Origin of the sequence: Rahnella sp. WP5 (assembly GCF_000745615.1) — a bacterium.
Classification (GTDB): Bacteria; Pseudomonadota; Gammaproteobacteria; order Enterobacterales; family Enterobacteriaceae; genus Rahnella; species Rahnella aceris.
Map to the genome: position 1 here is coordinate 423,146 of NZ_KN050720.1, position 14,870 is coordinate 438,015.

A 14,870-nucleotide genomic window follows, 5' to 3' on the forward strand; every position below is an offset into this window, starting at 1 on the left:
AATGACAGACGCTGCGTTATCCGCCCCGTTACTGCAAATCAAAAATCTCAGCGTCGCATTCCGTCAGGGAAAACAGCAACGTGAAGTGGTCAGCAATGTGTCGCTCGATATCCGTGCCGGTGAAACCCTGGCGCTGGTGGGTGAATCCGGCTCCGGCAAAAGCGTCACGGCGCTGTCAGTGTTGCGCCTGCTGCCCTCTTCCGTGGTCTATCCGCAAGGCGACATTCTGTTTGCCGGACAATCCTTACTGAACGCAGATGCCAGCACATTGCGCCAGATCCGCGGCAACCAGATTTCGATGATATTTCAGGAACCGATGGTGTCGCTAAATCCGCTGCATACCATCGAAAAACAGCTGACTGAAGTGCTGACGCTGCACCGTAATCTTCACGGTGATGCGGCACGCACTGAAATTCTGCGCTGTCTGGATCGCGTGGGTATTCGTCAGGCCGCCTCACGCCTGCGGGATTTCCCACACCAGCTTTCCGGCGGTGAACGCCAGCGCGTGATGATTGCCATGGCGGTGCTAACCAGGCCAAAGCTGCTGATTGCCGATGAACCGACCACCGCGCTGGACGTCTCCGTGCAGGCACAGATTTTATCGCTGCTCGACGAGCTCAAGCAGGAAATGGGGATGGCGATGCTGTTTATCACCCATAACCTGCGCATAGTGCGCCGTCTGGCAGACACCGTAGCAGTCATGCAACACGGGCGCGTCGTGGAGCAGCAATCACGTACCGCACTTTTCAGCCAGCCTCAGCACCCTTATACCCGCCAGCTGTTACAAGCCGAGCCGCAGGGTCGCCCGCAGCCGCTGACCGGCAAACCGCCTGTTCTGCTGGATGTGAAAAATCTGGATGTCGGTTTTCCCGTCAAACGCGGCCTGCTGCGTCGCACGGTCGGCATCAAACACGCGGTGAACCAGGTCAGTTTCCAGCTTCGCCGGGGAGAAAGTCTCGGTGTGGTGGGCGAGTCCGGTTCAGGCAAAAGCACCACCGGGCTGGCATTGCTGCGTTTGCTCAAGTCGCAAGGGGAAATCTGGTTTGACGGCCAGCCACTGCATGCTTTCTCGCGTAAGAAAATGCTGCCGTTCCGCAGCCGGATTCAGGTGGTGTTTCAGGATCCTTTCTCTGCGTTAAATCCGCGCTTTACCGTCGGGCAAATCATCGCTGAAGGTCTGCTGGTGCATCGCAACGTCAGTGAACAGGCGCGCGATAAAGCAGTGATCCGCGCAATGCAGGAAGTGGGGTTGGATCCGCAATCCCGCCACCGCTACCCGACGGAGTTTTCTGGCGGCCAGCGCCAGCGTATCGCGATCGCCCGTGCGTTAATTTTACAACCGGAAATGCTGATCCTGGATGAACCTACGTCGTCGCTGGATAAATCGGTTCAGGCGCAGATTCTGACCATTTTAAGTGAGTTACAGCAACGTCACGGCCTGACATATCTGTTTATCAGTCACGATTTACACGTGGTGCGGGCTTTGTGCCATCAGCTGATGGTGTTGCGAAACGGAGAAGTGGTCGAACAGGGAGAGTGTGAGCAGATTTTTACTGCACCGCAGCAGGCTTATACCCGCGAATTACTGGCCGCGTCAGAGGCTTTCGACACCCACCAGCGCTGAGACGCAGGCAAAACACGCCGGAATGCCTCGGGATTGCGGCGTGTCAGAAAGGATAAAGTGCGGTTACAGATTCCGCGATCGCTGCACCGATATTTTTCAGGCAACAGAGCGTGGCACTTTCATCTTCACGATGAACGAATAAACACGGCTCACCGTCGATTTCAACAATCGCCGCTTTTACCTGAATATCTTCTAATGCATCAGTGAGCTGATGCATCACCTGCCAGGCGAATTCGCCCTCATGGCTGAGCAGTTTCAGGCCGATCAGATTGTTATCTTCATCATTACCAGGCAGCGGAATCGGTTCAACTTTGATACCCGCAAAACCTGACAACCAGCGATAACTTTGCGGCAAACGATGTACTACCGAAAGTTGGATATTATTCACGTCGTTCCCCAGACAATGATACATGCAAATTATTTACACGCTGTTTTTACAAAATAGCTACAACCACACTGCTTAAGTTATAGCCGACAGGCTGCTCTTTGCCTACTCTTCGCTCAAATTATTAACATTGAATTAACGTAATAGGATACAAATTGACAGCCTGTTGCTAATTTTATGTCTGCTCCCGACCATATTGAGAGGCAGATCTCATTTTGGCTTATTTGTAACCTTTTACGCCTTTATTAACAACCACTTTAATCAATTGTCGCTACCTTTCGATCCTTATTTTTTACATTTAATATACAAATCAAACTACGTAAACATGACTAATTCCGCACTAAAATGATTAATATCAACAGGATAGTTAAGTCAGAGGAGTTAAGAATGATGCGGTATCGGTTAATTTCATTTTGAAATGAACCTGTTGGTTACATTTTTTATCGTCGCGCATCATACGTTAAAATCTGGATCTAATGTTAATAAATCCGCACAATTTGTTTGCACAAATCCCTCTTCTCTGGCTTATCATCCGCATCGTTATAAGTGGTATACCCTATCGGGACAGACATCGGCAAAACTAACCCGCTGATAAATCTCGTATTACGCAAATTATAATAAGAATCAGACAGCGAACTCCCTGCCTTTTGGCAAAAACCCATTCCCAGAGAGAAAGAGATGGAAAACGATCCTTCAATCATTGGAAGCAACACACCCGAAAATGGAACCGGTTTCAGTCGTCGTGAACTCCTCAAAGGCCTGACGTCTGCGATGGTGGCAACTACCCTGCTCGGCTTCCCGTTCCTGAGCCAGGCGGAGAAAGAAACCGCCACGCAGGATCCGGTTATCTTCGGCCAGTTCTACCTGGTATCGCAGGCTATCACTGAACATAAAAATATCAGCGAAGGCTCTTCCGCACAGATTTTCAACGCATTCTATCGCTCACAACCCGACTTCCCTGCGCAGGTCAGCAAACTACACGCGCTGGTGAAACCCGGTCAGGCGGCGAAAGATTTGCAGGAAGTGGCAAAGCAAAACGGTTTGGGTGAACTGGTGACCCGCATCGTCACCGCCTGGTATACTGGCACGGTTGGACATGGAACCGATTCCATTTTAATTGCATACAAAGATGCGCTGATGTATCGCCCGGTCAGTGACGGCCTGATTGTGCCCACTTACTGCGGAAACGGTCCGCTGTACTTCACCGCCGCACCTCCCGCCGCTGCGATGCCTGAATCCATGAATGCTGATCGTTTTACTAATCCTTCTGAAACACATGTTGTGAGCAAAGCCTGATGAAAAAACCAGAATTTACGGCAGACGGCGATGCGTCTGCTGATGTGATTGTTGTCGGTTCCGGTATCGTGGGCGGCATGATTGCCGATCAGCTGGTCAGCCAGGGATATTCCGTTCTGGTGCTGGAAGCAGGTTTGCGCATTGAGCGCGCGCAGGCCGTTGAAAACTGGCGCAACATGCCTTTCGAAAACCGCGCTGGCTCTGACTTCCAGGGGCTTTACCCGCAGTCTGATAAAGCCCCCGCACCGCTGTACTTCCCGGAAAATAACTACGTCCATCTGACCGGGCCGAGCGCAAGCAGCTTCAAACAAGGTTATCTGCGCACCGTCGGCGGCACCACCTGGCACTGGGCAGCATCCTGCTGGCGTCACGTTCCCAACGATTTCAAAATGAAAACGTTGTACGGCGTGGGCCGCGACTGGCCAATTTCCTATGATGAACTCGAACCTTATTACTGCCGTGCTGAAGAAGAAATCGGCGTAGCCGGTCCGAATGACCCTGAGTTGCAGTCGCCTTCTGAGCGCAGCAAACCCTATCCGATGGAACAGGTGCCTTACGGTTACGGCGACACCCGTTTTGCTGAAATCGTTAACCCGCACGGTTACCGTTCCGTGCCAATTCCGCAGGGTCGCAGTACCCGTCCGTGGAATGGCCGCCCGACCTGTTGTGGCAACAACAACTGCCAGCCAATCTGCCCGATTGGTGCGATGTATAACGGAATTGCGCACGTCGAACGCGCTGAGAACAAAGGTGCCGTGGTACTGGCTGAAGCGGTGGTCTACAAAATTGACACGGATGAAAACAACAATGTGACCGCCGTTCACTGGCTGGATAATCAGAAGAAATCGCATAAAGCGACCGGTAAAGTGTTCGCGCTGGCCTGTAACGGCATCGAGACGCCACGTCTGTTGCTGATGGCCGCTAACGAAAAAAATCCAAACGGTATCGCCAACTCGTCTGATCATGTTGGTCGTAACATGATGGATCACTCCGGTTTCCACTGCACGTTTATCGCCAAAGAGCCGCTGTGGATCGGTCGTGGTCCCGCGCAGAGCAGTTGTCTGGTCGGCCCGCGCGATGGCGATTTCCGCAAAGACTATTCTGCCAACAAAATGATCCTCAACAACATCAGCCGCGTGATCCCTGCGACCTCTAAAGCGTTGCAGATGGGGCTGGTGGGCAAAGAGCTGGATGAAGAAATCCGCCGCCGTTCCATCTTTGGCGTGGATTTGTCCATCAGCCTGGAACCGCTGCCGGATCCGAATAACCGCCTGACACTCAGCACCACCCGTAAAGATCCACACGGTTTGCCGTGCCCGGATATTCACTACGATGTCGGGGATTACGTGCGCAAAGGCGCGGAAGCGGCTCACAAGCAGCTTGAGCATATCGGTTCCCTGTTCATGGCAGAAGAATTCAATATCACCACCAGCCTGAACGCCAATAACCACATCATGGGCGGCACCATCATGGGCAGTGATCCGAAAGATTCTGTAGTCAACGGCGAATGCCGCGCACACGACCACGCTAACCTGTGGTTGCCGGGCGGCGGCGCGATCCCGTCCTCCAGCGTGGTGAACAGTACGCTGACCATGGCCGCACTCGGCCTGAAAGCCGCCGATGATATGGCGAAAAAACTGGCAGGTGCCGCATGAAGAAACTTCTCACCGCCTGCCTGCTGAGCGCATCGCTAAGCGGCTTCGCCTTCGCTGCGGACAATCAGGCTGAACTGATCCGTCAGGGGCAAGAAGTGGCGACAGCCGCCGACTGTCAGGCCTGTCATACTGCCCCGGAAGGCGGTAAAGCGTTTGCCGGTGGCTATGAAATCCATTCACCCATGGGCACGATTTACACCACCAACATCACACCGTCGAAACAGTTCGGTATCGGTAATTACACCGAAGCACAGTTCACCCGCGCGGTGCGGGAAGGTGTTCGCCCTGACGGTGCCAATCTGTATCCGGCCATGCCTTACACTTCCTACAGTCATATGAGCGATGCCGACATGCATGCGCTGTATGTCTATTTCAAAGAGGGTGTGAAGCCGGTCGAACAACCGAATGTTGAAACTGCCCTGCCGTTCCCGTTCAACATGCGTATTGCGATGGCGGGCTGGAACATGATGTACCTCGACAGCACGCCGTTTAAGCCGGATCCGTCGAAAAGTGAACAATGGAACCGCGGTGCGTATCTGGTCAACGGTGCCGGCCACTGTGATACCTGTCATACGCCACGTAACCTGATGATGGGTTCTGTGACCGATAAACCGCTGGCAGGCGGCATGGTCGGCCCGTGGTATGCCCCGAATATCAGCTCGGATCCGGTCAGTGGTATTGGTAACTGGTCGCAACCTCAGCTGGTGGAATACCTGAAAACGGGCCGCACCACCGGGAAAAACCAGGCAGCGGGCGGTATGGCGGAAGCGGTTCAAAACAGTCTGCAATACATGTCTGACAGTGACCTGAACGCGATTGCTTTCTACCTGAAAAACAGCACGCCGGTGCGTGACCCGCGTGATACGCAGGCGGCGGACACCTTCGGTAAACCGGTGAACGTGGAAGAAGGTTTACGCGGCGCGCACCCGTTTAATGCGAACAAAACCATCGACAACGGTGCGGCACTGTTCAGCGGTTATTGCGCCAGTTGCCACCAGCCGGACGGTTCTGGCAGCGAAAATCAGGCATATCCGTCGCTGTTCAACAATACCGCCACCGGCATGGGTAATGCGTCTAATCTGATTTCCGCCATTCTTTACGGTGTGGATCGTCAGGTCGGCGACCATCACGTACTGATGCCGAAATTTGGCGTGGGCTCGTATGTCGGTCAGTTAGATGATCAGCAGATTGCTGACATCTCCAACTACGTGCTGAAAAACTACGGCAATGCGACCATTCAGGTCAGCGCACATGATGTCGCGGTGTTACGCGCAGGCGGTCCGGTGACATTACTGGCGAAACTGCAACCGTTTATGGCTCCGGCAATGGTGGCTGGCGTGATTGTTCTGCTGGTGCTGATTTTCTGGCTTGGCCGGAAACGCAAAACCAAAGCAGCGTAATCCGTACACTGAAATGCAAAACGGCCCTGTTTGGGCCGTTTTTTATATGCGGTTCTGAAAACTAACCGCGCCCGACCAGCGGCATGGCGCTCGCCATTACGGTCATGGTCAGCACGTTAGTGTCGAGCGGTAAACCGGCCATAAACGCCACCGCCTCACCGACGCGCTCCACCGGGATCACCGGTTCCTCAGCGATATGTCCGTCCGCCTGCATTCTGCCTGCCAGCGCTTTATTGCCCATATCCGTCGCCGCATTGCCGACATCAATTTGCCCGCAGGCAATGTTGAACGCGCGACCATCGAGCGCGGTGGATTTGGTCAGTCCGGTAATCGCGTGCTTGCTGGCGGTGTACGGCGCAGAATTCGGGCGCGGCGACTGCGCCGAAATCGAACCGTTGTTGATGATACGTCCGCCTTGCGGCGTTTGTTGTTTCATCAGTTTTACCGCCGCCTGCGTACACAAAAAAGCACCGGTCAGGTTGGTATTGATCACCGACAACCAGTCTTCCACCGGCAGTTGTTCGATCGGCACATCCTTCACGTTATTACCGGCGTTATTGAACAGCAAATCCAGCCTCCCGCAGGTTTCCTGAATATCCTGAAACAGCGCGGCCACCGATTGCGGGCTGGTCACATCCAGCTGACGTGCCACCGCCTGCCCCGGTGTAAACAACGCGACCGCCTGGTCGAGTTTTGCCTTATTACGCCCGGCCAGAATCACTTTAAATCCGATCGCTTCCAGCGCTTTCGCGGCGCTCAGGCCGATACCGCTGCCCCCGCCAGTGATTAATGCGATTTTGTTCATTGGGCCTCCTATACCGCAGCTAACATGCCGCCATCGATGAATAAAAGATGACCATTCACAAAATCTGACGCCTTTGAAGATAAGTACACTGCACCGCCCACCAGCTCTTCAGGATTGCCCCAGCGTGCAGCCGGCGTGCGTTTACACAGCCATTCGGAGAACTCTTTGTTATCGACCAGCGCCTGGGTCATGTCAGTTTTGAAATAGCCCGGCGCGATGCCGTTCACCTGAATATTGTAGCGTGCCAGTTCAACGCACATGCCACGGGTCAGCATTTTTACTGCACCCTTTGAGGCGGCATACGGCGTGATGGTGTCGCGGCCCAGCTCGCTTTGCATGGAACCGATATTGATAATTTTGCCGCGCTCGCGCTGGATCATGTAACGCGCCACCGCCTGCGATACCAGGAACACAGATTTCTGGTTTACGGCAATCACGTCGTCCCAGTCTTTTTCCGGAAACTCGGTGAATTTATGACGGCGCTGGATACCGGCGTTGTTTACCAGCACATCAATCGGCCCGATGGTGCTTTCGATATGATCAATCGCCTGATTCACCGCCTGACTGCTGGTGACATCAAACGGCACTGCATGGGCGATAAAGCCTTCAGCACGCAGGGCTTCGGCTGCTTTTTGCGTGGATTCCTGTTGTGTACCGTTAACGATAATTTCCGCGCCATGCTGCGCCAGCCCTTTCGCCAGCAGGAAACCCAGACCGCGCGTCGAGCCGGTAATCAGAATCTTTTTATTGTCCAGTGAGAAGAGATTTGTCATGACGTTGGCCTTATTGAACGCTGATTTAAAAAGTTAGCTTCACTACACCGGTTTACCCCGCGCTAAACTGTGATGCAGATCACCTGACTGAATGTTAAAAAACCCTGTTACTCCGGGTGTGATCATCATCATTTTGATAACAATCTCCGGCGCTTTCTGTTTCAATAACAAGGTATATTTGCAGGCCCAATCAGGAAAACTCCGCATGAGAAACCAGCGCGTGACACTACAGGACATCGCCCAACTGGCGGATGTCACGAAGATGACGGTGAGCCGTTTTCTGCGCACGCCGGAAAAGGTGTCTCCTGAAACCCGCGAACGCATCACGAAGGTGATGGAAGAAGTGGGATATCCGCTGGAAGAAGCCCGCGGACCGGCCAAAGCGCCGCGTATCGGCATTTTAGTGCCGTCATTTAACAACCAGATTTTCTCCGACTTACTGGCGGGCATTGAGTCGGTCACTTCCGCGCAGGGCTTTCAGACACTGGTAGTCAATTACGATTACAGCAAAGAGCGCGAGGAAGAACACATCATTAATCTGCTCGGTTACCAGCTTGCCGGGCTGATCCTCACGGATTCCGTGCATACCCTGAAAGCCGATAAGTATCTGAATGCCGCAGAAATTCCTGTTGCGCAGGTGATGGATCTCGACGATCCGCACGGGCGTATTGCCGTCGGTTTTGATAACCAGCAGGCCGGTTACGATATGGCGAATACGTTGCTCGCCAGCGGCAAAGAACATGTGGTGTATTTCGGTTCGATGTCAGATGCCCGCGACCAGAAGCGTTATCAGGGTTACAGCCGCGCAATGGATGAACGCGGGCTGACGCCGGTGCATATCACGCCTAATAAAGTGTCGTCGGTATCTATCGGTGCGGGCATGCTGGCCATGGCGCGTCAGTTATATCCGCAGACCAACGCTATTTTGTGTACCAATGACGATATTGCCGTCGGCGTGTTACAAGAATGTATCAAACAGGGGATCCGCGTCCCGCAGGATATGGCAATTTCCGGTTTCCACGGGCTGGATATCGGCCTCGCCACCACACCATTATTAGCCAGCGTGATCACTCCGCGCTTTGAGATGGGGAAAGTGGTGGCAGAGATATTGCTCAAAAAAATCAGGAACCTGCCGACGATCGAAAGGGTGGATTTGCATTACCGTATTTCCCTCGGCGGCACCATTTAATCCTCCTTTCCCGTCCATTTCTCCCCCTTCGTCCTGCACGCCAACTCCGGTGCAGGATCACGTAAGTGGTAACACCTTTTCTTAACATAATTCAACGTGACTCCTGTCACGAAATACTTTCCTCAAAATGCTTTTATTAAGCCATCACCGGTTACAGGCACACAGAGGAAAGAATATGGATAATAAGATTCCTAAGGCTCGCTGGCTTCGAGTAATAACGCCAATCCTTATCGCTTGCATTATTTCCTTCATGGACAGGGTCAATATTAGTTTCGCCATGCCCGGCGGGATGGACGCGGAATTAGGGATTACCGCTTCAATGGCCGGTCTGGCCGCCGGTATCTTCTTTATCGGCTATTTATTCCTGCAGGTGCCGGGCGGCAGCCTGGCGGTACACGGCAGCGGACGGAAATTCATTGCCTGCTCATTGATTGCCTGGGCGGTGATCTCCATCCTGACCGGCTTTATCACCAATCAGTATCAGCTGTTGTTCCTGCGCTTTGCACTGGGTGTGGCAGAAGGCGGGATGCTGCCGGTAGTGCTGACGATGGTCAGCAACTGGTTCCCTGATAAAGAACGTGGCCGCGCCAATGCTTACGTGCTGATGTTCGCGCCGCTCGGCGGGATGATCACCGCGCCGTTGTCCGGTTTGATTCTTGATACGCTCGACTGGCGCTGGTTGTTCATCATCGAAGGGGCATTATCTTTCGTGGTGATGATTTTCTGGTGGTTCACCATCAGCGACCGTCCGGAAGAAGCGAAATGGCTGTCAGAGCGTGAACGCGACTATCTGGTGACGGAACTGAACCGCGAACGCGAAGCCCTGAAAGCCCTGGCACCGGTGAATAACGCGCCGCTGAAAGAGGTGTTCCGTAACAAGTCTATCGTCAAACTGATCATCATTAACTTCTTCTATCAGACCGGGATTTACGGCTATACCTTGTGGCTGCCGACCATCCTGAAAAACCTGACCGGCGGTGACATGAGTTCGGTGGGTATGCTGGCGATTATCCCTTACGTCGGCACCATGCTGGGGATCCTGGCGATGTCGGTGCTGTCGGATAAAACCGGTAAGCGTCGTATGTTCATTGCCCTGCCGCTGTGTGGTTTCGCAGCTTGTCTGGCGGCCTCTGTCGCATTTGGCCATAACATCATGGCGGCCTACGGTTTCCTGGTCGGTGCCGGTTTCTTCCTGCAAGCCGCCACCAGCGCCTTCTGGACCATTCCGGGTAAAGTCACCACGCCGGAAGTGGCAGGCAGCGCACGGGGTGTGATCAACGGTCTGGGGAATCTGGGCGGTTTCTGCGGTCCGTATCTGGTCGGCGTGCTGGTCAGTCTGTACGGCCAGAGCACCGCGATTTATGCCCTGGTGGCCTCATTACTGATTGCCGCAGCAGTCACCACGTTGCTGCCAAAAGAGTGCGATATGGCGCTGGTACCGGGGGCGAAGGCCAAAGCCATGGCCGACGAATATGCCCGTGCCAAAGCGGCGCGCCGGGTTCAGGGAGTGAAAGCAGAAGTGATTTAATGCTTAAGCTCTTTCCCCTCTTACGAGGGGAAAGAGCAGTCTGAGTTATGCCGTTTCCGCAGACACTTTCACCGGACGGCTGGCGTAGAGATACAAAAGCGTCGCCGCCAGTATGCAAAACGCCATTGAACCGACCATCGGCCAGGCGCTTTTCGCCGTAAACAGTGACAGCACAGAACCAATCGCCGCACCGGTTCCGAAACGAATCGTCCCCGCCAGTGAAGCGGCTGTACCGGCCATGTGCGGGAAGTCATCCATAATGACGGCCATGGCGTTAGACGTCACCATCGCAATCACACCGACATACCCCGCCACACCGATCACCATCGCCCAGAATGGCAATCCGAAGGTACACACAATCACCAGCCACATCCCCATCGTCAGTTGCACAAACAACCCGAAGCGGAACATTTTCACCGCGCCCGTACGGCGCACGTTACGGCTGTTGATGAGTGTCAGAATGACCAGTGCAACGATGTTCAGCGCAAAGTAAAAGCCGAAGTTCTGCGGCGAAACGCCATTAAGTTCGATGTAAACAAACGGACCGGCGCTGAGGAAAGAGAACATCCCGGCAAATGAGAAACCACTCGCCAGCATATAACTGAGCACACGTTTGTGACGGAACAGGGACGCAAAGTTACCGACGCTGGTACGCAGATGAAATTTCTGCCGTCGTTCCTTGGGCAGTGTCTCTTTGATATAGACGCCCACCAGCGTCGCGGCAATCAGCGCGGCGATGGCCATTGCCCAGAAAATCGCGTGCCAGCTGAATATGGCCATCAGCAAACCACCGAGCATCGGTGCCAGCAGCGGCGCAACCGTCATCACCAGCACCACAAAAGACATCATTCGCGAGAATTCATCTTTGGTGAACATATCGCGCATCAGCGCGTTGATGACCACACTTGCGGCAGCGGCTGCCAGACCGTGCAGGAAACGCATCCAGACCAGTTGCTCGACCGACTGCGCCAGCGCACAGGCACCGGCCGCGACGGCAAAGATCATCACGCCCCAGAAGATAACCGGCTTACGCCCGAGGCTGTCCGCCATCGGTCCGTAAAACAGCTGCCCTATTGCAAAACCCAGCACGTAAGCGCTGAGCGTCATTTGCACGCTGCCCGCCGGAACGCCATATTCCTGTGCGATCACGGGCATACTTGGCAGATACATATCGATGGCCAGAGGCATCAGCATCGATATCAATCCCAGGATGAAAATCAGTCCGACGTGGGAGACCGGTTTTTCTTGCACTTTCAGCTGCTCCAGTTATCGAAAAAACTATCGCGAAGGAACGCCAACGCTGGCCACTTCCTGCTCAGTTAACGGACGGTACTGACCCGGTTCTAAATCTTCATCCATCACAATCTCGCCGATACGTTCACGGTGCAACGCAACCACACGGTTACCGACGGCGGCAAACATGCGTTTTACCTGATGGTAACGGCCTTCGCTGAGGGTGAGACGCACCAGACAGTCTTCGATTTTTTCGAGCTGTGCCGGTTTGGTCAGGGAATCTTCGTTATGCAACTGCACACCGGCCTCAAACTGCGCGGCGGTGTCATCAGCCAGCGGATGTTCGAGCGTCACCAGATAGGTTTTTTCGCAGTGGTGGCGCGGCGAGGTGATGCGGTGTGACCACTGACCGTCGTCGGTCATCAGCACCAGACCGGTGGTGTCGATATCCAGACGCCCCGCGGCATGCAGTTTGTAGGCAACGGGTTCTTCGAGGAAATACAGCACGGTCGGGTGATCCGGATCATCGGTAGAACACACGTATCCCTGCGGTTTGTTGAGCATGAAATAACGCGGGCCGGTAATTTGATCCAGCACATTGCCATCAAACTCGACGCGTTGTTCAGGGCTGATTTTCATTGAGCCGGTTTTGACGATTTCACCGTCTACGGTGACACGTTTGTTACGCAGTTCGCGCAAAACCAGCGCGCGGCTTACGCCTAATTGCTGAGAGAGAAACTTGTCCAGACGCATTGGATCGACTTGCCTTCATGGCGATCTGAGTGATCGCGTTACTGATAAAACACAAGACCCCGCCGTCGCAATACAGCAACTGACAGGGTTCAGGGTTGTTCGGTTCGTAATAATTGCAAAGAGTTATTATTACTTCGGGGGGGCAGAAATACTGCCGCATTGAGCGCATTAGTATAGCCGTGCATCCTGCAAGGAAGAAGGAAAATAAGCAGGCTAAACATTCACAGCGGGCGATTTCTTTGCTCATCGCCATCAGCCGGATTTCTTGGCATACTGCATTACTGTTTTTATAAACAGGTAAGTTAACTCAATAACGAACAGGTGATCATCGCGTGACTGTTTTTACCCTCCGCCCTTACCAGCAAGATGCCGTGGATGCCACGCTGCGTCATTTTCGCCAGCACGACGAACCGGCTGTGATTGTGCTGCCGACCGGCGCGGGAAAAAGTCTGGTGATTGCCGAACTGGCGCGCGTTGCCCGCGGGCGTGTGCTGGTGCTCGCCCACGTCAAAGAACTGGTGGCGCAAAACCACAGCAAATACCTTTCTTACGGGCTGGAAGCCGATATCTTCGCCGCAGGCCTGAATCTCAAGCAAAGCAGCGGCAAAGTGATATTTGGCAGCGTGCAGTCCGTCGCGCCTAACCTGGCGGAGTTCAGCGGTGAGTTTTCCCTGCTGATTGTCGATGAATGCCACCGTATATCCGACGATGACAACAGTCAGTATCAGCAAATCATCGGCCATCTCAAAGCACAAAACCCGCGCCTGCGGCTGCTCGGCCTGACCGCCACGCCCTACCGTTTGGGCAAGGGCTGGATTTATCAGTATCACCATCAGGGCATTGTACGCGGCGATGCCAACAGCCTGTTCCGCGACTGCATCTATGAACTGCCATTGCGTTACATGATTAAAAACGGCTTTCTGGTACCGCCGGAACGGCTCGATATGCCGGTAGTCAGTTACGATTTCAGCCGCCTGCAGGCCAGCAGTAATGGTCTGTTCAGTGAAGCCGATCTGAATGACGAATTGCGCCAGCAAAAGCGCATCACGCCGCACATCATCAGCCAGATTATTGAGTTCGCGCAGGATCGCAAAGGAGTGATGATTTTTGCCTCGACGGTGGAACATGCCGGTGAAATTTTCGGTCTGCTGCCGAAAGGCGAAGCGGCGCTGATCAGCGCACAAACGCACGCGGTGGAACGGGACAGGCTGATTACCGCGTTTAAAGCGCAGCAGTTACGCTATCTGGTGAATGTATCGGTGCTGACCACCGGCTTTGACGCACCGCATGTGGATCTTATCGCCATCCTGCGCCCGACCGAATCCGTCAGTCTGTATCAGCAAATTGTCGGACGCGGGCTGCGGCTCGCACCGGGCAAAACGGATTGCCTGATCCTCGATTACGCCGGAAACCCGCATGACCTGTTTACGCCGGAAGTCGGCAGCCATAAACCGGCAGGCGATAACAAACCGGTGCAGGTGTTCTGCCCGGCCTGCGGTTTCGCCAATATTTTCTGGGGAAAAACCACCGAAGACGGCACAGTCATCGAGCATTTTGGCCGTCGCTGTCAGGGCGTGCTGGAAGATGATGAAGGCAATCGCGAGCAATGTGATTTCCGCTTTCGCTTTAAAAGCTGTCCGCACTGTGGCGCCGAGAACGATATCGCCGCACGGCGTTGTCATCAGTGTCAGGAAATTCTGGTCGATCCCGATGATATGCTGAAAGCCGCGCTGCGCCTGAAAGATGCACTGGTGCTGCGCTGTGGTGGTATGAATCTGCAAAACGGGCGCGACGACAAAGGCGAATGGCTGAAGATTACTTATTACGATGAAGACGGTGCTGACGTTTCCGAGCGCTTTCGCCTGACGACGCCTGCCCAGCGCATGGCGTTTCTGCATAACTTCCTGCGCCCGCACCAGCGCGCGCCGGGCGTACCGCTGGAATGGAATACCGCCGCGGATATCGTCGCGCAGCAGATTTTATTGCGTCATCCGGATTTTGTGGTGGCGCGCATGAAAGGCCAGTTCTGGCAGGTGCGGGAAAAAATGTTTGATTATGAAGGCCGCTACCGGCGCGCTAACGAACTGCGCGGGTAACAGGGATGACCAAATCGGCAATTATTCGTTGTTGCTGCGCGCCGACTCCGGTATCATACCGCCCGCTTTCGCCTTGTGTGAAAGCCGCAGTACTCAACTCGTCACTCGGTCGCAGGTGGCGGGGCACATTTTA

At 54.1% G+C, this 14,870-nt stretch carries 12 protein-coding genes; 7 read left to right on the forward strand and 5 right to left on the reverse strand.

Going from position 1 to position 14,870, the window contains the following annotated elements; translation table 11 throughout:
• Position 1 precedes the first annotated feature (1 nt).
• Positions 2-1,624 (forward strand): microcin C ABC transporter ATP-binding protein YejF, encoded by a 1,623-nt coding sequence (gene yejF, locus EX31_RS19145; protein ID WP_037036151.1) that lies wholly within the window; start codon positions 2-4, stop codon positions 1,622-1,624.
• Positions 1,625-1,667: 43 nt separating this feature from the next.
• On the opposite strand, the gene EX31_RS19150 is transcribed toward yejF, so the two are convergent.
• Positions 1,668-2,012, reverse strand: coding sequence for a YejG family protein (locus EX31_RS19150; protein ID WP_015689537.1), 345 nt, complete (start codon positions 2,010-2,012; stop codon positions 1,668-1,670).
• Between the two features lie 675 nt (positions 2,013-2,687).
• On the opposite strand from EX31_RS19150, the gene EX31_RS19155 reads away from it, so the two are divergent.
• The 3 genes from EX31_RS19155 to EX31_RS19165 are packed head-to-tail and all read left to right on the forward strand — an operon-like array spanning position 2,688 to position 6,360.
• On the forward strand, positions 2,688-3,305 hold the full coding sequence (locus tag EX31_RS19155) for a sorbitol dehydrogenase family protein (RefSeq protein WP_037036152.1): 618 nt from the start codon (positions 2,688-2,690) through the stop codon (positions 3,303-3,305).
• On the forward strand, positions 3,305-4,960 hold the full coding sequence (locus tag EX31_RS19160) for a GMC family oxidoreductase (protein WP_037036154.1): 1,656 nt from the start codon (positions 3,305-3,307) through the stop codon (positions 4,958-4,960). The genes EX31_RS19155 and EX31_RS19160 overlap by 1 nt, the downstream gene beginning before the upstream one ends.
• Positions 4,957-6,360, forward strand: coding sequence for a cytochrome c (locus EX31_RS19165; RefSeq protein WP_037036155.1), 1,404 nt, complete (start codon positions 4,957-4,959; stop codon positions 6,358-6,360). The genes EX31_RS19160 and EX31_RS19165 overlap by 4 nt, the downstream gene beginning before the upstream one ends.
• Positions 6,361-6,421: 61 nt before the next feature.
• Here EX31_RS19165 and EX31_RS19170 read toward each other — a convergent pair whose 3' ends face one another.
• A complete protein-coding gene (locus tag EX31_RS19170) occupies positions 6,422-7,165 on the reverse strand; it encodes an SDR family oxidoreductase (RefSeq protein WP_037036157.1) in 744 nt (247 codons plus the stop codon).
• Positions 7,166-7,173: 8 nt separating this feature from the next.
• On the reverse strand, positions 7,174-7,938 hold the full coding sequence (gene idnO / locus EX31_RS19175; RefSeq protein ID WP_037036159.1) for a gluconate 5-dehydrogenase: 765 nt from the start codon (positions 7,936-7,938) through the stop codon (positions 7,174-7,176).
• Between the two features lie 205 nt (positions 7,939-8,143).
• Between idnO and EX31_RS19180 the strand changes: the two genes are divergently transcribed.
• Together EX31_RS19180 and EX31_RS19185 are read left to right on the forward strand one after the other, a co-directional pair.
• Positions 8,144-9,127, forward strand: coding sequence for a LacI family DNA-binding transcriptional regulator (locus tag EX31_RS19180; protein ID WP_013574640.1), 984 nt, complete (start codon positions 8,144-8,146; stop codon positions 9,125-9,127).
• Between the two features lie 175 nt (positions 9,128-9,302).
• Complete coding sequence (locus EX31_RS19185) at positions 9,303-10,655, forward strand: MFS transporter (protein ID WP_037036162.1); 1,353 nt, start codon at positions 9,303-9,305, stop codon at positions 10,653-10,655.
• 45 nt (positions 10,656-10,700) lie between these two features.
• Here the strand turns inward: EX31_RS19185 and EX31_RS19190 are convergent, their stop codons facing one another.
• Positions 10,701-11,906 (reverse strand): Bcr/CflA family multidrug efflux MFS transporter, encoded by a 1,206-nt coding sequence (locus EX31_RS19190; protein WP_013574638.1) that lies wholly within the window; start codon positions 11,904-11,906, stop codon positions 10,701-10,703.
• 27 nt (positions 11,907-11,933) lie between these two features.
• Positions 11,934-12,641, reverse strand: a complete 708-nt coding sequence (rsuA, locus tag EX31_RS19195) for a 16S rRNA pseudouridine(516) synthase RsuA (RefSeq protein WP_013574637.1) — start codon at positions 12,639-12,641, stop codon at positions 11,934-11,936.
• A gap of 332 nt (positions 12,642-12,973) precedes the next feature.
• Here rsuA and EX31_RS19200 point away from each other — a divergent pair, with 332 nt between their 5' ends.
• Positions 12,974-14,737 carry a DEAD/DEAH box helicase gene (locus EX31_RS19200; protein ID WP_037036163.1) on the forward strand — a complete coding sequence of 588 codons (1,764 nt, stop codon included), beginning with the start codon at positions 12,974-12,976 and terminating at the stop codon, positions 14,735-14,737.
• Positions 14,738-14,870 lie beyond the last annotated feature (133 nt).

What these genes read in the sequence shown, in the direction of transcription:
- yejF (WP_037036151.1), top strand. Translation starts at nt 2, where the DNA reads ATGACAGACGCTGCGTTATCCGCCCCGTTACTGCAAATCAAAAATCTC.
- EX31_RS19155 (WP_037036152.1), top strand. Translation starts at nt 2,688, where the DNA reads ATGGAAAACGATCCTTCAATCATTGGAAGCAACACACCCGAAAATGGA.
- EX31_RS19160 (WP_037036154.1), top strand. Translation starts at nt 3,305, where the DNA reads ATGAAAAAACCAGAATTTACGGCAGACGGCGATGCGTCTGCTGATGTG.
- EX31_RS19165 (WP_037036155.1), top strand. Translation starts at nt 4,957, where the DNA reads ATGAAGAAACTTCTCACCGCCTGCCTGCTGAGCGCATCGCTAAGCGGC.
- EX31_RS19170 (WP_037036157.1), bottom strand. Translation starts at nt 7,165, where the DNA reads ATGAACAAAATCGCATTAATCACTGGCGGGGGCAGCGGTATCGGCCTG.
- idnO (WP_037036159.1), bottom strand. Translation starts at nt 7,938, where the DNA reads ATGACAAATCTCTTCTCACTGGACAATAAAAAGATTCTGATTACCGGC.
- EX31_RS19180 (WP_013574640.1), top strand. Translation starts at nt 8,144, where the DNA reads ATGAGAAACCAGCGCGTGACACTACAGGACATCGCCCAACTGGCGGAT.
- EX31_RS19185 (WP_037036162.1), top strand. Translation starts at nt 9,303, where the DNA reads ATGGATAATAAGATTCCTAAGGCTCGCTGGCTTCGAGTAATAACGCCA.
- rsuA (WP_013574637.1), bottom strand. Translation starts at nt 12,641, where the DNA reads ATGCGTCTGGACAAGTTTCTCTCTCAGCAATTAGGCGTAAGCCGCGCG.